Source organism: Pseudoglutamicibacter cumminsii (genome assembly GCF_016907775.1).
In the GTDB taxonomy this organism is placed as follows: Bacteria; Actinomycetota; Actinomycetes; order Actinomycetales; family Micrococcaceae; genus Pseudoglutamicibacter; species Pseudoglutamicibacter cumminsii.
In genome coordinates this window covers 1,842,644-1,860,427 of the sequence record NZ_JAFBCO010000001.1, presented here as the reverse complement: position 1 = coordinate 1,860,427, position 17,784 = coordinate 1,842,644, and the positions used below count along the sequence as shown (strand labels likewise).

The window sequence follows — 17,784 nt, the reverse complement described above, 5'->3', positions numbered from 1 at the left end:
ACGACCGTTAACGGGCAGTCAGCCCACCGCTCGAACTTCGACATATGCGGCGAGGGCGTCGCGTACTACGTCAGATTCCTTGCGGTGCTCGCGCTCGGCAATTTCCGCCACGCGCTCCTTGAGTGCCTGCGGAACACGGGCGCGCACCACAGGTGACGCACCACCCTTCGACCCCAAGGTCGGCCGCCCGAGCGCGATGTGCGTCAGCTCGTCGGCGCTCGTCGCGCCGGTCGCTTCCATCAGAAGGCGCTGCGCTGCCTCGGCTGCCTTCGGGCCTCGGCGCACAGTGCCGGGCTTCACGCTGAGTTCGCCACGCTCGGCGCGTTCGGCCAGCTTGTCGTAGTTGGTATTCATGGTGCTTACTTCCCTTCGTGGAGTAGGTGCCGGAACAGGTCACTGAGTGGCATTGCATGGAAAATCACGATGGTTCGCGGTGGTCGATGCGCTGCAATCACTTCGATGTAGCGATCCGTCTGCCCGTGCGGGTGTCCGACGTAGACCATCGTGGTTTCGCCCGGCTCTCCCTCAACCTCAGCCGATGCCTCCGCGTGCATGATCGCGTAGAGCGAATCTCCCCTCGGAATGCCGTGCTTATCGGCGCTACTCGTGAACTGAACTCCCATAAATAAAGTGTAGCACACAATGCGGCTACAGATTGAGTACTGGGGGGTTGCCGCCACTCTTCCGCACAATAACGCACCCTCACGCGGTGGTATAGTTTTGGGCTGGGAACTACGGAGGAACATGCAACAGGACACCCAGGGGCAGACGATGCACATTGGAGAACTTGCCGAGCGCACCGGCCTCTCCCTCCGCAGCATCCGGCACTACGACGACATTGGCCTACTGCCACCCAGCTCCCGCTCTGAGGGCGGGTTCCGTGTCTACAGCGAGGCAGATTACGCGCGATTGCTGCTCATTATGCAAATGAAGCCGCTGGGGTTCAGCCTTGAGGAAATTGCCGAGCTGCTTCCCGTAGTGGAGAGCGGCGAGCTGGCAACCCCCGAGCAATCCCAACAGGCCGTGGATTACCTACAGCGTGCCATTCACAAGCGCGCCAAGTTGGCGCGCTATCTCGAACAAGCAGACGAACTGATCAGCCGCCTGGAGGGCATCGCGGGCGACTAGGCCATGTCTCCCAATAGTGTCGCCCAGGTGAGGGCCGCGTGGAGGACTGCAGCGGCACGGTAGGTGATGGCGAGTTTGTCATACCGTGTGGCAAGTCCGCGCCACTGCTTCACGAGCGCGAAGGATCGCTCGACGACGTTGCGGTCCCTGTAGGCGTCTTCATCGAAGGCGGGAGGGCGTCCGCCCTTCGATCCTTTTCGCTTTCGGGCTGCAATCTGGTCGCTCTTCTCAGGGATGACAGCTCGGATTCCGCGGGCGCGGAGCATGCGCCGATTCACCCCACTGCCGTATGCCTTGTCTGCCAGGACCGCGTCAGGCCGGGTGCGTGGCCGGCCGACGTCGACCCTGGGAACACGGATGTCGTCGAGGACCTGTTCCAGCATCGCGCCGTCGTTGCGTGGCCCACCCGTGACCACAATCGCCAACGGCAGCCCGTTGCCATCGACGGCGTGATGGATCTTGGTTGTCAGACCGCCGCGCGAGCGGCCGATACCGTGGCCCGCCGGCTCGGTCTCAGCCAGCGGCAGATCTTTGTAATTTGAGAACGCCCCCCGTGTCCTGGTCAGGGCGCGGGGTGTTCGTTGCGTGCTGATGCGCACGAGCAATCGTCGCGTCCACCGAAACGTCCCAGTCGATCAGCCCGGCCGCGTCCGCCTGCGACAGCAGCGCCTGCAACACCCGGTCCCAGGTGCCATCACCCGCGTAACGACGGTGCCGTTTCCATACCGTCTGCCAAGGACCGAACTCACCCCGCGGCAGATCGCGCCACGCCACACCCGCACGGAACCGATAGATGATCCCATCCACCACACGACGATCATCACGGAACGGGTGCCCCCGCCGCCCCGCATTGGAGGGCAGCAACGGGCCGATCAACGCCCACTGCGCATCTGTCAAACGGCGAGTACGAGAATCAACAGCTGAAGCCACACACCCACAATCGCGTGTCAATCAGCAGACATATGGGAGACACGCCCTAGCTGCAAGCGCTTTCAACTCCCGAGGATCGTCCGGCAACGAGTTTTCTAACGATCGACGTGTCGGCAATTGTCGTTCGCGACGACGTTCTGCTGGACTCATCAATCCCCACCTCCCAGACTCGCGGTAAGATCTCACCCACGGATAAACCGACATTTTCGACGTCAGATCTAACTCACGAGCAATATCCTCTGGCCGCCAACCAGCTTCAAACAGCTCGACAGCACCAATCTTAGTTTCTAGCGAATACCGCTTAACAGGCCGCCTTCTCCTAGGCTTACGGCCCTTAGGCTGAGGATTCCTCAACCATGAATACAACGTCCACCGACCGGGATATCCCAGCACACGAACCGTCTTCGTCACCGACTGAGTACGACGATAAACCGCCAAAGCTCTCGCACGCTGCTCGGGCGTATAAACAACTTTCACAAACAGAATCCTTCCAAGATTCCGTCCGCACCCCCTTTTGACCCTTACGCCCTGCTGCTCGTGAAACATGTTGCTAGGAATACTAAAAGCCCCGGCTTTCCGAAATCGGAAAGCCGGGGCTTTTCTGCGCCGGGTTTTTCTACCCTGGGCAGTTCGTGCGCGGAGGGGGACTTGAACCCCCACCCTCTTATGCGAGGACTAGCACCTCAAGCTAGCGCGTCTACCTATTCCGCCACCCGCGCGAGCGGCTTTGGCCAGTTCCTTTTCAGCGGTGCTGGCCGCAGACAACAGAAAAGACTTTACACATGGTTTTCCAGAATGCCAAAACGAGGGGACGTCTCTGTGTCGTAAGAGTGACGCTCAAGCTATCCGCAAAGTGCGCTGAGCCTTAGAATAAGAACGCATATACCGGCGTTTTTGCTGGTTTTGCTTTCCTTCGTTCCCTTTTGCGCCCTTGCCTGGAGTGTGACCAAATGCACGTCGCCGTGATCAGCATGCACACGTCGCCACGTGCCACCGCTGGCGGGGGTGATGCCGGTGGCCTCAACATTTTCGCGGACCAGACGTCGCGTGCGCTTGCGGCCGCTGGGGCAACCGTGGATGTTTTCACGCGAGGCGATCACTCAACGGTTGAAGTGGCTCCGGGATACCGCGTCCACACGTTGCCTGCAGGCCCAGCGGATGCCGCCAAGGAAGACCTCCCGCAGTACACGGATAAGTTCGCGCGACAGTTGTCTGCCCATCCTTCTTTCCGTGGTGCCGATGTGATTCATGCGCACTATTGGCTCTCCGCAGATGCCGCACTCAAGGCCGCTCACGGCAGGCCCGTAATCACAACCTTCCACACGACGGCTGGCCGCAAGCGGCACCACGGCCACTCCCCTAGCCCTGCGGAAACATTCCGCGAGCAAACCGAACGACGCATCGCGGCCGAAACGTTCGCCCTGACGGCTAACACCACGACCGACCGCGATGAGCTGAGCCTTGACGTTGGCGCTCCACCGGAAAACCTCACGATCGTGCGCCCGGGAATTGATCGCAACGTGTTTTACCCAGGCGGTCCGGCAGCCCGGTGGCCGGTTTCTGACAAGGGCCTCAAGATGCTGTTTGCTGGGCGCTTTCAGGACTATAAGGGCCCAGACGTCGCACTGGATACGCTGGCTGAGCTGACGGACGCCGAGCTGAACGCGAGCCTGGTGATGATCGGTGATCAGTCCGGGCCGGGTTCTCTGGATCTCGTGGCGCGGGCGCGCGAGCGTGGAGTTGAGGATAAGGTCGCGTTCGTTCCGCCGATGATGCAGGATCGGCTCGCGTTGATGTACAGGGCCGCGGATGTTGTTTTGGTGCCGTCGCGTCACGAGACATTCGGCTTGGTTGCCGCGGAGGCCCTGGCGACCGGTACTCCCGTGGTTGGCCATGCCGCGGGTGGTTTGCTTGATTTGATCGACGACGGCATTGACGGTTTGTTGGTCTACTCGCGTGATCCACGCGCATGGGCGCGGGCGTTGGCTCCGTGGGCGAAAGGCGGTGTCCCCCACGATGTTGTTGCTGCGGCCGCGGATCACGGCCGGTATTTCTCGTGGGAGTCCACCGCCTCAACGCTTTTGGAGCTCTACCGCCAGGCGGTTATGAGCTCAGTGGACGCACATAGCCTGTGAAGTGGACCCGTGGCTTCTTGCGGGTGCTGAATCCGGTGAAGCCGATGAGTCCGTCGACGTCTTCTCCCGAGTTTCGCCCAGCATTCTCCGCCTTCTTAGACGCAGTTCGGCTGAAGCTGATGTGGGACGGGATCGGAACGGGAGCACCGAATTCGATGTGCCATTGGTAGCCCCCGCACGCAGTTGCGTCGGCTGGCTCTACTGCCGCGAGCGCGTGCGCTGCGAGGTCCGCGCCGTGAACGATCGCGGTCTTCATCCCCAACAACTTCGCGCTCAGGTTGGAGAGGTGAATCGGGTTGTAGTCACCCAAGATCCCGGCCCATGTGCGGCCTTCCCCCGGACCGAAGCTCCACTGTGCGTTCATCTGTGGGAGCTCAGGCACCTCGCGCTCGGGGCGGGCAGGCTTCTGCGCGCCGTCTAGCGAAACTCCCTTGGCGAGGAACACACCGGTTCCCTTCCAGACCACGTCACCGCCGTCGTCGAGCACGCGCGTTTCGATCTCACACGTGACGCCTGTGTGGTGTGCATCGAGCGAAACGGGCAACACCTCGAACGTGAGCTTCTCCCCCGGAAGGATGCTGCGGTGGTGTTCAACCGTGTTGGTCAGGTGGATCATCCCGAGCATCGGCAACGGGAACTCCGGTTGCCGCATGAACTCGATCAGCAGCGGGAACGCCGTTCCGAACAGCACGATGCTCGGCACGGAATCGCGGGTCGGCGCCCCGACGTGGCGGTTGACGGCGTTGACGGTTTCCCTGGAGATCGTGACGTCGCGTGCGCCTATCCCGTAGGTTGGAAGGCTGCCTGGCGCGACCTTTTTCGGCCGCTTCTTGAGCGCCTCCGTTCCGGCTTTCGCGTAGATCTTCCCGAGGCTTGGCAGCGCGTCCAGGTAACGGATGTTCATATTTACGCTCCAATCAGGCTCTGGCCGCACACGCGCAGAGTCTGGCCGTTGACGCCGCCCGCGCCATCGGATGCGAGGAAGCTGATCGCTTCCGCAACATCGACAGGCAGGCCACCCTGCTGAAGGCTCGGCATCACAAGGCGACCAACGACGCGCGGGCCGAGTGGGATCTTGGCTGTCATGTCGGTCTCGATGAAGCCTGGAGCGACCGCGTTGATCGAGCCGCCGTGTGCCGCGAACTTCTCGGCTTCTGCCGCGACCATCGAGATCACGCCTGCCTTCGACGCCGCGTAGTTGGTTTGACCTCGGTTACCGGCGATGCCGGAGGTCGAGGCGAGGGTCACGACCCGCAGGCCATCGAGCCCCGCGTCGTGGAACTGCTTATTCATGCGCAGCTGGGATTGGAGGTTGACTGCCATGACGCTGTTCCAGCGCGCTTCATCCATATTGGCGAGCAGCTTGTCACGCGTGATGCCGGCGTTGTGGATCACGATGTCGAGTCCGCCGTGCAACTGGCGTGCGTGTTCGATGATGCGCTCGCCTGCGTCTGCGGCTGTGACGTCGAGCTGGAGCGCGGTGCCCTTGATCTCGTTGGCGACCTTCGTGAGCGATTCAGAGGCGCCAGGCATGTCGATCGCAATGACGCGTGCGCCGTCGCGTGCCAGGGTCTTGGCGATGGCCGCGCCGATGCCGCGGGCGGCACCCGTGACAGCGGCAACCTTGCCATCGAGTGGCTTCTCTGGGTTCTCCGGAAGCGTTCCTTCCGTGGTGCTGACCTCGATGAACTGACCGTCAACGTAGGCCGAGCGGCCCGAAAGCAGGAAGCGCAGTGCTGCCTGAACGCTCGGGGCGTCGACGTCGACCGCGTTGTCCAGAACGATGCCGTTGCCCGTGGAGCCCCAGCGCAGTTCGCGTGCGAGCGAACGTATCATGCCCACCACGGCGCCGCGTGCGCTGGCTTGCGCTACGTTGGCAGCTTGGTCGGCTGGACGCATGAGCGCGACGACGCGGCCCGTGCGCGCGAGCTTCTTCACCAGCGGCGACGCGGTCATCGCGACGTGGGACAGCTCAACGGGATCGTTGATGTCCTCGGTGCACAGGATGATCGCGCCAATGTCGCCGCGGACGGAGTCCGGATGCGGCGTTGCGTTGACGCCCCAGGTTCCGAGCAGATCGGCGATGCGTTTGGCGCTGTCGTGCTGGGATTCGAGACCAACCACAACCGCCGTACCAGGTACGAGCGGAGCGCCTTCTTCATAGCGGCGCAGCGTGGTTGGACGCGGAAGCCCGAGCTTTTTGCTCAAGAACTTACCGAACCCAGCCTGGGTGAACTTCATGTACTGATCAGCCATATTAGAAAGCCTCCACGATTGCTACCGCGCCCTGGCCGCCTGCCGCGCACACGGACACGAGGGCGCGCGCCTTATTGCCCTTGGTGTGTACCATCTTGGCGGCGGACGCGATGATGCGGCCGCCGGTTGCCGCGAACGGGTGACCCGCAGCGAGTGAAGAGCCGTTGACGTTGAGCTTGGAACGGTCGATCGAACCGAGCGGAGCCTTCAAGCCGAGCTTGGTCGTGCAGAACTCTTCGTCTTCCCACGCCTTGAGCGTCGACAGCACAGTTCCGGCGAAGGCTTCGTGGATCTCGTAGAAATCGAAGTCCTGGAGAGTGAGGCCGTTGCGTTCCAGCATGCGTGGAACTGCGTAGGCAGGAGCCATGAGCAGGCCCTCTTCGCCGCTCACGAAGTCCACTGCGCCGAGCTCGTAGTCGACGAGCTTCGCGAGCTTAGGCAGGCCCTTCTCGTCAGCGTACTCAACCGAACTCAACAGAACAGCTGATGCGCCGTCAGTCAGCGGGGTCGAGTTACCGGCGGTCATCGTTGGTTCCGACTTAAGGTTCTTGCCGTAGACGGTCTTGAGCTTCGCGAGCTTCTCAACCGTGGAGTCTGGGCGCATGTTGTTGTCGCGGGTCAGACCCTGGAATCCGGTGATGAGGTCGTCGAAGAAGCTCTCATCGTAGGCTTTCGCGAGGTTCTGGTGGCTTGCGGCCGCAAGCTCGTCTTGGGCTTCGCGAGTGATCCCCCAGCGTTCGTTGGTGATCGCCTGGTGCTCACCCATCGACAAGCCGGTGCGCGGCTCGCCAGTACCTGGCGCAACTGGCTTGAGGTGGGACGGGCGGATCGATGCGATCGCCGCGAGCTTCTGCTTGACGGTCTTAGCGGTCGTGAGGCGCACGAGGATCTTACGCAGGCCATCGGTCACGACGACGGGCGCGTCAGAGATGCTGTCCACGCCACCTGCCACGCCGACGTCGATGCGGCCGTGAGCGATCTTGTCCGCGATGGAACCGACGGCTTCAACGCCGGTTGCGCACGCCATCTGAACGTCGTGGGCAGGGGTGGCGGGGTCAAGCTGGGACCCGAGAACGACCTCGCGGGTCAGATTGAAATCTTTAGGGTGCTTCAGGACTGCGCCCGCAGCGACGGCACCGAGGCGCTCGCCCTGCAAACCAAAGCGGGCAACGAGGCCATCGAGGGCCGCGAGCATCATGTCCTTTTCGGACACATCAGCGTAAGCGGTGTAGGCGCGTGCGAACGGAATGCGGTTACCACCGACGATCGCAACGTCACGCGGCGCCGAAACCTTCTTGTTCTCTAGGGACGTGTTCACGGATCTGTGTCCTCTCTCGTGGACTCGTGGCCAAAAGTGGCTCGTGTGATTCAACCAATACTCAGCGTACCTGATACTATCGGTATCGTGAAATACCTCACATGAGTTTATCTTCTGGAAACTTTGCCAAACGAACGAGGACAACCATGCACAGCGACAAAGCGAAAGGTGCCGTCACGACACACGTCGAGGACGACCTCAGCTGCGACGCACGCGAAGGCGACGGCCGGGCGACACGCTGGGAAGACCATCGGAAACAACGCCGAGAAGAACTTCTCACCGCAGCTCGCAGAGCCATCCACCGGGGCGGGCCACAGCTATCCATGGACGAAATCGCGGCAGCCGCGCAAACATCAAAATCCGTCTACTACCGATACTTCGGGGACAAAGACGGGCTACGCGCCGCAATCTCCCACAAAATCATCGAACGCGTCCAAGCACACGTCATGGACGCCGGCCGCCGCGCATCGACACCCGCGGACGGCCTGACCGCGATGATCCTCGAATACCTCGACCAAGCCCAAGGCTCGCCAGCACTGTATGCATTCGTGATGCACCCCGAAAACGCCGCCGGCGTCATGCCATCCGGCAACTCGATGCACACAGATATGGCGGCGAAAGCCCGCAACGACATCACCTCGCTCATGACGTTCGGGCTCCGGCAAGTCACACCCCACCCCAGCAGCGCGCAGTTCGAAGCACTCTGGGCGGAAGCCGCACTCGGCTTCATCCTCTCCGCAGTAGACCACTGGCTGACCCACCAAAATGAGAACAGCGCGTCTTCAGCACAACTTGCCCGGGCCATCAGTACGTGGCTCACCCACGGAGTCCTCTCCCCCATCGACATGGGGGCCACGCCACAAGCAGCAACCGCATCGGCCCCAAAACCAACCGCATCCACCTCTGAACCAGCCCCAAACCGCTCAGTACAAGGAAAGGCACACTGACCATGAGCAACACCAGTATCAACGTAGACCGTTTGAACCAGTACCTCTTGGGCAGCTTTGCCGAAGCCCGCACCGAGGCCCGCGAACGTGTTAAGGACACGCGTCTGCACAAGATCGAAGGGCAGGTCCTCGAGGACCAGCGTCAGCATGTGTTCAACAACCTCAAGCTGCTCGTCGAACAAGACGCGATCTCGCGCGCGTTCCCAACCGAGCTCGGCGGCCGTGACGACCACGGAGGCAACATCGCAGCCTTCGAAGAGCTCGTAACCGCCGACCCATCCATGCAGATCAAGGCCGGCGTGCAGTGGGGCCTCTTCGGCTCCGCTGTACTGCACCTTGGTACCGAGGAACACCATCGCAAGTGGATCCCGCAGATCATCAGCCTCGAACTGCCTGGTGCGTTCGCGATGACGGAGGCCGGCCACGGCTCCGACGTCGCAAGCATCGGGACCACCGCGACCTACGACGAAGAAACCGAAGAGTTCGTGATCCACACCCCCTTCCGCGCCGCGTGGAAGGACTACCTCGGTAACGCCGCGCTGCACGGCCGTGCGGCAACGGTCTTCGCTCAGCTCATCACCAAAGGCGTCAACCACGGTGTGCACTGCTTCATGGTTCCGATCCGCGACGAGGACGGCAACATGCTCCCAGGCGTCGGTTCCGACGATGACGGCGTCAAGGGAGGCCTCAACGGCATCGACAACGGCATGCTGCACTTCACGAACGTGCGCATCCCACGCACCAACCTCCTGAACCGCTACGGCGATGTCGCACCGGACGGCACATATTCGTCGAGCATCGACTCGCCAGGCCGCCGCTTCTTCACGATGATTTCCACGCTCGTCCAGGGACGTGTGTCACTCGACGGCGCTTCGATTGCGGCGTCTAAGATCGGCTTGGGTATCGCAGTCACGTACGCGAATCAGCGCCGCCAGTTCTCTGCGGCTGGAAACCGCGAACAGCTGCTTCTGGATTACGGCCGTCACCAACGTCGCTTGATCCCGCTTTTGGCGAAGGCTTACGCGGGCACGTTCGCTCACGATGAGCTGTTGCTCAAGTTCGATGCCGTGTTCTCTGGCCGTGAAGATAACGACGAGGCGCGCCAGGACCTTGAGACGCTGGCCGCAGCTCTGAAGCCGGTTTCTACTTGGGACGCCCTGGACACGCTGCAGGAATGCCGTGAAGCATGCGGTGGAGCCGGGTTCATGGCTGAGAACCGCATGACCTCGCTGCGCGCGGACCTCGACATTTACACGACGTTTGAAGGTGACAACAACGTCTTGCTTCAGTTGGTCGGTAAGCGCCTGTTGACCGAGTTCGCTGGCCAGCTCAAGGGTATGGAGCCACTGGGCTTGGCGACGTTCGCCGCGAAGTCTTTGGCGGAGAGCTTCTATTCGCACTCCGGTTTGCGCAACGTGGTTCAGGACGCCCTGGACACCGGCTCGGAACGCCGCACAGCGAATAGCCTTAAGGACCCTCAGGTTCAGCACGCGTTGCTGTCCTCGCGAGTTAAGGTGGCGGTTGAAGAGATCGCGAAGGCCCTCAACTCTGTGCGGAAGTCCTCTGCCGAGGCTCAGGCAGATATGTTCAACCAGCACCAGAATGACCTCGTGCTCGCATCGAAGGCTCACGCCCGCTTGCTCCAGTGGGAAGCGTTCACCCGCGCGATTGAGGAGTTCGAGGAGAAGCACGGCGAGTCCTGGGACGGCACCGCGCAGGTTCTGACGTGGGTACGGGATGTCTTCGCGCTCACCGTGATCGAAGAAGAGCTCGGCTGGTACATGATGCACGGCCTGATTTCCCCTCACCGCGGCCGCACCTTGACCGAGTACCTGGATCGCTTGATCACCCGGCTGCGTCCGCACGCCCAGGACTTGGTGGATGCGTTCGGCTACACCCAGGAGCACTACCGCGCACCGATCTCTTCGGGTCGCGAGCAGGAGCGACAAGACGAAGCGCACGCTTACTACGAGAAGCTGCGCAAGGACCCGAACGCGCCTGTATCCGAGAAAACGCTACGGGCGAAGGAAAAGTCCTCGAAGTGAGGATTTCCGTCTGAGCATAGGCACTGCAACGGGTAGTTGCTGAGGCAAATGCATGACGAGCGTGGCCTGTTCCGCAGAGTCATCCGGTCTACTGGATTACTCCGTGGCGCAGGCCACACTCAGTTAAGGGTCAATGTGAAAAAGGTGTTTGAATATGCTCATGACTAATCTGCGTCCCGCCAACGAAAACCTGTCACGGAGCGAGGCCCAGCAGCGCTCGCGAACCGTGCAAGCACAGACCTACCAGTTGCACCTGAACTTCATGAGTGCAGTGAGTGAGAAGCCGACCCATTTCGACCTCACCACTACGCTTCAGTTCACTGCAGTTGCTGGTTCTGAGACCTTCCTCGACTACGTCGACGGCATCGTCGAGCAGATTACCCTCAACGGCCGCGAGGTAGCGGTCGACGAAGCGGTTGATGGGGCACGCATCTACCTGCGGAACCTCGAAGCCGAGAACACGGTGACGATCCGCTCGAAGTCCGCGTATTCACGCTCGGGTGAAGGCGTCCACTACTTCAAGGACCCAACCGACGGCCAGGTCTACCTCTACTCCCAAAACGAGCCAGCAGACTGCCGCCGCATCTACCCGTGCTTCGACCAGCCGGACCAGAAGGCGCGTTTCAGCGTCTCCATCACGGCGCCAAGCGACTGGCACGTGGACGCCAACGGTTCGCTCGAAGCTACTGAAGATCACGGCGACGGTAGCGCGACCCGCTCCTTCACGACAACCGAGCCGATGTCGACCTACATCACGACGTTCCTCGCCGGGCCATACGCCACCTGGCAGGACCACTACAACGGAACCACCGCATCGGGCGTTGACGTCTCCGTTCCGTTGCAGTTGGCGTGCCGCGCATCCATCGCAGAGCACCTCGACCACGAGGAACTGTTCACGCTCACCAAGCAGGGGCTCGACTGGTTCCACACCCACTTCGACTACGCGTACCCGTGGGGCGACTACCACCAGGTGTTCGTGCCGGAATACAACCTCGGCGCGATGGAGAACCCTGGCCTGGTCACCTTCACGGAAGCCTACGTTTTCACCTCGGCGCCGACGCTGGCTCAGCACGAGGGACGCGCGAACACGCTCATGCACGAGATGTCACACATGTGGTTCGGCGATCTCGTGACGATGACGTGGTGGGATGACCTGTGGCTCAAGGAGTCCTTCGCGGACTACATCGGTACGCTCGTTGTGGATGAGGCGACCCGCTTTACGACCGCGTGGACCACATTCGCCTCGCGCCGCAAGGGCTGGGCGTACACACAGGACCAGTACCCGACGACCCACCCGATCATGGCCGACATCGTCGACCTTGAGGCCGCGGATCAGAACTTCGACGGCATCACGTACGCGAAGGGTGCGTCAGTTCTGAAGCAGCTCGCCGCATACGTGGGTCAGGAGGCGTTCCTGCAGGCATCGCGCACGTACTTCCAGCGTCACGCGTGGGGCAACACGACCCTCGCTGACTTCCTGGTGATCCTCTCTGAGGCCTCCGGCCGCGACATGCAGGCGTGGGCCGAGGCCTGGCTCAACACGTCGGGTCCATCGAGCTTGTGGGTTGAAACCGAAACGGATTCCGATGGTGTTGTTACCTCCGCTGTTGTGAAGCAGCAGGGTACGGACCCGGTTACCGGCAAGGACGTCGTGCGCCCGCAGGTTCTGAATGTTGGCTTGTTTGAGGCCGGCGAGGCCGCGGATGCTGATGTGGCTGAGCAGGCGGCTGAGCCAGCGCGTCTGGTTGAGTCGTTCGAGGTTCGCCTTGAGGGTGAGTCCGCTCCGGTACCTGAGTTGGTGGGCCGCACTTTGGTTGAGGGCCGTAGCGCCTTGCTACCGAACCAGGGCGACCTCACATATGCGAAGGTCCGCCTCGAGGGCGATTCGCTTGAAGTCGCGTTGACGGTTGGCTTGGATTCCGAGTTGGACCGTGCGACCGCGCTTGCTGCCGCGTGGAACATGACCCGCGACGGCGAACTTCCTGCGGAGCGCTTCATTGATGGCGTTGTCGCGAACTCCGCGCTGATCGAGGATTCCGGTGTCCTGGCTACTGTTCTGGGGCAGGCAGGTATTGCGGTTCGCGGCTACACGACCAAGCAGCAACGCGCAGAGATCGCGCAGCGTTGGCTCACGTTCCTGCTGACTCAGGTGCTTGAAGAAGAGGTTGGCTCGGACCGCCGCCTCGTGTTCACGCGTTCGCTGCTCTACACGGCTGCTCGCGTCGCTGAGCTTCCGGAAGGGCTGCTCGACGTGGTTGAGTCCTGGCTTCAGGACAAGGAAACCCTCGGTGAAGAGCTGACATGGGCGTCGTTGACGGCCCTTGCGGCCCATGGCCGTGTCACTGCCGATGATCTCGAGGCTGAGCACCGCCGCAAGCCAACTCAGACGGCGGCTCGCGGTCTGCGCGAAGCGCTTGCCGCACGCCCAGACGCTGAGGTCAAGAAGGAGACCCGCGCAAACGTGTACGTGGGCAAGGAATCCGACGGCACCGTGCTGTCCAACGATTACCTGCAGGCCTACGCTGACGGCCTCGGTATCGACCCGGCTGGTAAGGATCAGCCTGAGGCGGCAGAGTACTGGGAGCGGATCGAGAGCGTGTGGTCTTCGATGTCGCAGGGGCAGGCGACCCGCGTTGTTGAGGGTCTCTTCCCTGGCGCGGTTGAGCTCACCGACGGTGACCGCGAGTCCAACCCTGAGATTGTGCGTGCACGCACATGGCTCAATGACTCTCAGGACGCCCCGGCAGCGTTGCGTCGCCTCGTGCTTGAAGAGCTCGACGATGCCGAGCGCCGACTCGCGGCGCAGTCAGCTAGCTCGAAGGCATAGAAAAACGAGACCTAGAACAACAGGCCTAGCACTGCCTCTCACATAAAAGTAGTGGGCACGTCACCGATGAACTGCTCCCCATTAGTTGGACTGAGAAATTCAGTTACCGACTAGTGGGGAGCAGTTTTATGCAGTCACGTAGTTCGTTGAGTCAGTCTCAACGTGAACGGTTAGTGGAGTTGTTTGAGCAAGGTATGGGATTCCATGTGGCTGCTCGTGTTCTTGGTGTGCGCCGCGATCCGGTTGTGAAGCTCTACCATAGGTTCCGGCTTCATGGCAGGCTGTGCCTTGTGCAGAAACGAACTAAAAAGCAGTACAGCTATGAGACCAAGAAAGAAGTCGTTGAGCGTTTCCTGGCTGGCGCGACACGGCAACAGTTAGCTCGTGAGTACCAGTTGAGTGCTGATGAGGTCGTCACGAAGTGGGTAGGGGCTTGGCGTAAAGGCGGTGACGAGGCGTTGCGCCCGAAGCCGAAGGGCAGGCCTAAAGGATCTAGCAAGCCTAAGGTTTTGACTGAAGAGGAAAAGCTACGCCGGGAAGTGGAACGGTTGCAGGCTGAGAACGCTTACCTAAAAAAATTGCGAGACTTCAGGAGTCAGGGACACGCCTGAAGGTCCAGGTGATCGTCACCCTCAAGTCCCAACATCGCCTCAACGACCTGTTGCGTGCTGCCCGGATGCCACGATCAACGTATTTCTATCACCAGAAACGGCTTGCTACTGCCGATAAGCACGCAGCTCTTAAAGCCGCGATCCAACAGAGTTTCGAATCCAGTAAACACCGGTACGGGTACCGTCGAGTGCTACAAGACCTACGCAACCAGGGCTGGGTTATCAACCATAAACTGGTCTATAAACTCATGCACCAGATGAGCTTGAAAGCTAAGATCAGACGCCGCCGACCCTATGTCTCCTACAAGGGTGCGATCAGTCATATCGCACCGAACGTGTTGGACCGTAACTTTATGCCGGTAGCACCGAATACAGCCTGGGTCAGTGATGTCACCGAGTTCCGGATCGCAGGACACAGCGTCTATCTCTCACCGATCATGGACCTGTTCGATCACACGATCATCGCCCACACCATAGCGACCTCGCCCTCCACAGCATTGACTGCCTCATCGCTGAAGAAAGCCCTCACCCAACACTCGCCAGCACCGGGCTGGATCATGCACACCGACCAAGGGTTCCAATACCAACACTCATCCTGGCGCGACCTCGTGGATGCGCACCAAGGAACACTTTCGATGTCACGCAAAGGCAACTGCTACGACAACGCAGTGATGGAAAACTTTTTCGGACACCTCAAAACCGAGATGTATCACGGTGAAACCTTCACCACAGTCGAAGAATTCACCACTGCTATCAACGACTACATCCACTGGTACAACACCACACGAGTCCAACAACGACTCAAGGGCCTGACCCCGATGCAATACCGGAGCCAGACCCTTGAAGCCTCAGCCGCCTAAAATAAAACCAGTCCAACTTTCGGGGGCTAGTTCACGAAGCTTGGTGACGTGCCCACGATTTTATGTGGCGCTTCCGCGGTGGAAGCGTTTAGTTGGTTCCTGGCTGATCAACGAGCTCCGAGCAGTCTCCAGCCAAGAGTTTTTCCAGGCCTTCATCTGCCTTGAGTGCTGACTTGTCGGCGTTGATCAAAGCGTTCTTGATCTCTTCGTTATTCGCCGGTGGGTATCCGGCGTCTTTGGCCTGCATGAGGTTGTTGAGTCCGGCCTGCGCAGCATCGCGGCCCTCGCCATTGACGTTGCGCGCGGCCCGTAGCTGTTTGAGTACCGAAGAGAGATCGGTCAACTTTTCGTTGTAGGCGCCGGTTGCCTCAGCTACCGCATCGGCGGCCTTCTTCTTGGCTTTCTCAGCTTCTTCGCCTGAGATCTCGCCCTTCTTTTCCTTCTCTACGATCTCTTTGTAGGCCTTTGTGGCAGCGTTAAGATCTGCCTTGGCCTTCGACACGGCAGCGTTCAGGTCTTCAAGGCTTCCGTATCCGTCCTCGGCGATGAGCAGGGCTGACGCAACGAGTTTCTTTGCGCCTTCGCTCTTCTCTTGCGAGAGCTCGATGTTTTCCTTCAGGTCAGCCGAATAGTTGTTGGACTGGTAGTCCTCGGCGAGGAGTTTCTTATCCGCTACCTTCAGGTTGCCCAACGTGGCTTCGAGGTTCTGCTGAACGGTGAGGAACTGCGTGTTGGCATCCGCGAAGCACGAGGCGACAGTTGCTTCCGCGTTCGGTGCTACGGAGACCGTTGGACTGGCCATGGCTGTTCCGCCGAGAGCAAGCCCACCGATGAGTAGTCCGGTTGCTGTTGCTGTTGCAATATTGCGTACGGTTTTCACAAGAACCTCCAACATGTTGCGTTCCAGCGGTTGCTGGTTTACCTAGATGAATCGTGTTCTAGACGAACCGTGCCGTTGATGAGGCACGTTTTGTTCGGTTTTCTTGCGTACTTGCCTTGCAACAGACCCGGGTGTACTGGTTCCCCATTTGTGGGCGACCTATTTCCCGGGCCCGGTGTTCTTAACGCTAAGCAGACCGCGCAGCGGATCTACAGTGATTTTATTTTCAGCATTGTTTATAAGTGGAGCTTTATTCGTTTTAATGCGCGAGTTCTCGGGGCTAAAACCGTTCGTGGCCACCACCCTGTACTCGGTGATGGCCACGAAAAAGTTAGCTTATGTCAAGTTGATGATGCTCCACGGCAAACGAACTACGGCAAACGAGCGGTCCACTCTGGGTCTTGGAACTTCTGTTCGGCAAGCTTTCGGGCCTCCGCCAACGTTGCCTCATCCAATTGCACGCGACGAGCACCATACTTGCGCTCGAACGTGCTCATCATGACTTCAAGGATCTCTTGGCGCGGAGTGTTTCCGGTCTGACGTTTCAGCGGATCAACGCGCTTCTTCGCGGACGCAATCCCCTTGTCAGAGATCTTCTCGCGACCAATCCGCAGAACGTCCATCATTTTGTCGGCGTCAATGTCATAACTCATCGTCACGTGATGCAACAGGCCGCCCCCGGCCAAACGCTTCTGCGCGGCACCGCCGATCTTCCCCTGATCCGTCGCAATATCGTTCAGCGGTACATAGTGCGCTTCGACACCAAGCTCACGCAACGCCTCCATGACCCACGCATCCAAGAACGGATAGGAATCCGCAAAGCTCATCCCATCAACCAACGTCGCTGGCACCGTGAGCGAATACGTCACGCAGTTACCCGACTCCATAAACATCGCGCCGCCACCACTGATGCGGCGCACCACCGTGACATCATGCTTTTCAGCAGCCGCCGCATCGACCTCATTGCCTAGTGACTGGAAAGAACCAATCACCACAGCCGGCTCATTCCACTCCCACAAACGCAACGTCGGCTTACGCTTACCGGCAGCGACCTGCCGCGTCAAAACCTCGTCGAGAGCCGTATTCCACGAAATCGGGTACGCAACCGGCTCAAGAACCTCCCAGTCATGATCAGCCCACGTCGTCGCGTGCCCCAACGCGCGCCGCACCGCTGTGGCAACGGCGTGCGCGTCAAAGCCGAACATGACCGCGTCCTCACGAAGTCCAGCTTCAACAGCCTCAACGATCGAAGAATGGCTAGCTCTCGCATCGAGCCTCTCGATCGCACCGTTGATATCCGCCAACGCCTCGTCAGGTTCAAGGAAGAAATCGCCGTTAATCATCGCGCGCTCGATGCGGTCCCCCGCCACCGCTAGGTCCGCCACCACGAGCTTGCCTCCAGGGACCTTGTACTCGCCGTGATGAGTAAACTCCGACTGCTTGCTGTTCACGCTGCTGCTCATGCTTCTACCCTAACGCCGGCATGCAGAAGGGGCCGACACCTTCAGGTGCCAGCCCCTTCAATCGGAGCGCTTCACAATGTGAGCGCAACAAATCTTGCGATGCAGAGTTTAGCGCTTGCCGCCAAAGCCCTTGAAGCGCTGGTTGAAGCGCTCCACACGACCAGCGGAGTCCATAATGCGCTGCTTACCCGTGTAGAACGGGTGCGATGCCGCGGAGATTTCAACGTCAACAACCGGGTAGGTGTTGCCGTCCTCCCACTCGATGGTCTTGTCGGAAGTCATGGTCGAGCGAGTCAAGTACTTCTCGCCGGAAGCCAGGTCACGGAAAACGACCGGCTCGTACGTTGGGTGAATTTCAGCCTTCATATATCTGCACCTTAAAAG

General features: G+C 60.3%; 15 protein-coding genes, 1 tRNA gene and 1 pseudogene. 6 read left to right on the top strand and 11 right to left on the bottom strand.

The genetic code is table 11. The annotated features are described in order from the left end of the window. Positions 1–18: 18 nt before the first annotated feature. Entirely contained in the window at positions 19–354 is a 336-nt protein-coding gene (locus JOD50_RS08465) for a ribbon-helix-helix domain-containing protein (RefSeq protein WP_204881174.1), read from the bottom strand. Positions 355–359: 5 nt separating this feature from the next. After that, on the bottom strand, positions 360–623 hold the full coding sequence (locus tag JOD50_RS08460) for a hypothetical protein (RefSeq protein ID WP_204881173.1): 264 nt from the start codon (positions 621–623) through the stop codon (positions 360–362). Positions 624–744: 121 nt separating this feature from the next. Here JOD50_RS08460 and JOD50_RS08455 point away from each other — a divergent pair, with 121 nt between their 5' ends. Next, entirely contained in the window at positions 745–1,128 is a 384-nt protein-coding gene (locus tag JOD50_RS08455) for a MerR family transcriptional regulator (RefSeq protein ID WP_204881172.1), read from the top strand. Here the strand turns inward: JOD50_RS08455 and JOD50_RS08450 are convergent. The 3 genes from JOD50_RS08450 to JOD50_RS08440 all read right to left on the bottom strand — a co-directional run bounded on the left by JOD50_RS08450 (position 1,125) and on the right by JOD50_RS08440 (position 2,777). Continuing rightward, positions 1,125–2,058 (bottom strand): IS5 family transposase gene (locus JOD50_RS08450; RefSeq protein WP_338052079.1). Its coding sequence is split into 2 segments (ribosomal slippage): positions 1,125–1,679 and positions 1,681–2,058, totalling 933 coding nucleotides; the frame shifts between segments, so codons are not numbered across the junction. The genes JOD50_RS08455 and JOD50_RS08450 overlap by 4 nt on opposite strands. A gap of 21 nt (positions 2,059–2,079) precedes the next feature. Then, the gene (locus tag JOD50_RS10705) at positions 2,080–2,604 is read right to left on the bottom strand and encodes a terminase gpP N-terminus-related DNA-binding protein (RefSeq protein WP_420825533.1); all 525 of its coding nucleotides are present in this window, start codon (positions 2,602–2,604) and stop codon (positions 2,080–2,082) included. Between the two features lie 87 nt (positions 2,605–2,691). Continuing rightward, positions 2,692–2,777: transfer RNA gene (locus tag JOD50_RS08440), tRNA-Leu, on the bottom strand. A 231-nt stretch (positions 2,778–3,008) separates the two neighbouring features. Here JOD50_RS08440 and JOD50_RS08435 point away from each other — a divergent pair. Beyond that, on the top strand, positions 3,009–4,193 hold the full coding sequence (locus JOD50_RS08435; RefSeq protein WP_204881170.1) for a glycosyltransferase: 1,185 nt from the start codon (positions 3,009–3,011) through the stop codon (positions 4,191–4,193). Here the strand turns inward: JOD50_RS08435 and JOD50_RS08430 are convergent. Genes JOD50_RS08430 through JOD50_RS08420 form a run of 3 tightly spaced genes read right to left on the bottom strand, consistent with a single transcriptional unit; the run spans position 4,162 to position 7,767 of the window. Further along, positions 4,162–5,097 (bottom strand): MaoC/PaaZ C-terminal domain-containing protein, encoded by a 936-nt coding sequence (locus JOD50_RS08430; protein ID WP_204881169.1) that lies wholly within the window; start codon positions 5,095–5,097, stop codon positions 4,162–4,164. The two genes, JOD50_RS08435 and JOD50_RS08430, sit on opposite strands and share 32 nt — an antisense overlap. Positions 5,098–5,099: 2 nt before the next feature. After that, positions 5,100–6,449 (bottom strand): 3-oxoacyl-ACP reductase, encoded by a 1,350-nt coding sequence (locus tag JOD50_RS08425; protein WP_204881168.1) that lies wholly within the window; start codon positions 6,447–6,449, stop codon positions 5,100–5,102. Position 6,450: 1 nt separating this feature from the next. After that, on the bottom strand, positions 6,451–7,767 hold the full coding sequence (locus tag JOD50_RS08420; RefSeq protein ID WP_204881167.1) for an acetyl-CoA C-acetyltransferase: 1,317 nt from the start codon (positions 7,765–7,767) through the stop codon (positions 6,451–6,453). A gap of 146 nt (positions 7,768–7,913) precedes the next feature. On the opposite strand from JOD50_RS08420, the gene JOD50_RS08415 reads away from it, so the two are divergent. The 4 genes and pseudogenes from JOD50_RS08415 to JOD50_RS08395 all read left to right on the top strand — a co-directional run bounded on the left by JOD50_RS08415 (position 7,914) and on the right by JOD50_RS08395 (position 15,057). Then, the gene (locus JOD50_RS08415; RefSeq protein WP_204881166.1) at positions 7,914–8,714 is read left to right on the top strand and encodes a TetR/AcrR family transcriptional regulator; all 801 of its coding nucleotides are present in this window, start codon (positions 7,914–7,916) and stop codon (positions 8,712–8,714) included. Positions 8,715–8,716: 2 nt separating this feature from the next. Next, positions 8,717–10,759: an acyl-CoA dehydrogenase family protein gene (locus tag JOD50_RS08410; RefSeq protein ID WP_204881165.1), complete on the top strand. Its 2,043-nt coding sequence runs from the start codon at positions 8,717–8,719 to the stop codon at positions 10,757–10,759. 160 nt (positions 10,760–10,919) lie between these two features. Continuing rightward, a complete protein-coding gene (gene pepN, locus JOD50_RS08405; protein ID WP_204881164.1) occupies positions 10,920–13,586 on the top strand; it encodes an aminopeptidase N in 2,667 nt (888 codons plus the stop codon). A 204-nt stretch (positions 13,587–13,790) separates the two neighbouring features. Further along, a pseudogene (locus tag JOD50_RS08395) lies at positions 13,791–15,057 on the top strand (IS3 family transposase). An 88-nt stretch (positions 15,058–15,145) separates the two neighbouring features. Here JOD50_RS08395 and JOD50_RS08390 read toward each other — a convergent pair. From JOD50_RS08390 to JOD50_RS08380, 3 genes are all read right to left on the bottom strand, one after another. Then, positions 15,146–15,937, bottom strand: a complete 792-nt coding sequence (locus JOD50_RS08390; protein WP_204881162.1) for a hypothetical protein — start codon at positions 15,935–15,937, stop codon at positions 15,146–15,148. A 371-nt stretch (positions 15,938–16,308) separates the two neighbouring features. Further along, a complete protein-coding gene (locus JOD50_RS08385) occupies positions 16,309–17,400 on the bottom strand; it encodes a lipoate-protein ligase LplAB (RefSeq protein ID WP_204881161.1) in 1,092 nt (363 codons plus the stop codon). 108 nt (positions 17,401–17,508) lie between these two features. After that, a complete protein-coding gene (locus JOD50_RS08380; RefSeq protein ID WP_109302917.1) occupies positions 17,509–17,766 on the bottom strand; it encodes a type B 50S ribosomal protein L31 in 258 nt (85 codons plus the stop codon). Positions 17,767–17,784: the final 18 nt, after the last annotated feature.

Coding starts and splice junctions, on each gene's coding strand:
- JOD50_RS08465 (WP_204881174.1), bottom strand. CDS start 354: ATGAATACCAACTACGACAAGCTGGCCGAACGCGCCGAGCGTGGCGAA.
- JOD50_RS08460 (WP_204881173.1), bottom strand. CDS start 623: ATGGGAGTTCAGTTCACGAGTAGCGCCGATAAGCACGGCATTCCGAGG.
- JOD50_RS08455 (WP_204881172.1), top strand. CDS start 745: ATGCAACAGGACACCCAGGGGCAGACGATGCACATTGGAGAACTTGCC.
- JOD50_RS10705 (WP_420825533.1), bottom strand. CDS start 2,604: ATGTTTCACGAGCAGCAGGGCGTAAGGGTCAAAAGGGGGTGCGGACGG.
- JOD50_RS08435 (WP_204881170.1), top strand. CDS start 3,009: ATGCACGTCGCCGTGATCAGCATGCACACGTCGCCACGTGCCACCGCT.
- JOD50_RS08430 (WP_204881169.1), bottom strand. CDS start 5,097: ATGAACATCCGTTACCTGGACGCGCTGCCAAGCCTCGGGAAGATCTAC.
- JOD50_RS08425 (WP_204881168.1), bottom strand. CDS start 6,449: ATGGCTGATCAGTACATGAAGTTCACCCAGGCTGGGTTCGGTAAGTTC.
- JOD50_RS08415 (WP_204881166.1), top strand. CDS start 7,914: ATGCACAGCGACAAAGCGAAAGGTGCCGTCACGACACACGTCGAGGAC.
- JOD50_RS08410 (WP_204881165.1), top strand. CDS start 8,717: ATGAGCAACACCAGTATCAACGTAGACCGTTTGAACCAGTACCTCTTG.
- pepN (WP_204881164.1), top strand. CDS start 10,920: ATGACTAATCTGCGTCCCGCCAACGAAAACCTGTCACGGAGCGAGGCC.
- JOD50_RS08385 (WP_204881161.1), bottom strand. CDS start 17,400: ATGAGCAGCAGCGTGAACAGCAAGCAGTCGGAGTTTACTCATCACGGC.
- JOD50_RS08380 (WP_109302917.1), bottom strand. CDS start 17,766: ATGAAGGCTGAAATTCACCCAACGTACGAGCCGGTCGTTTTCCGTGAC.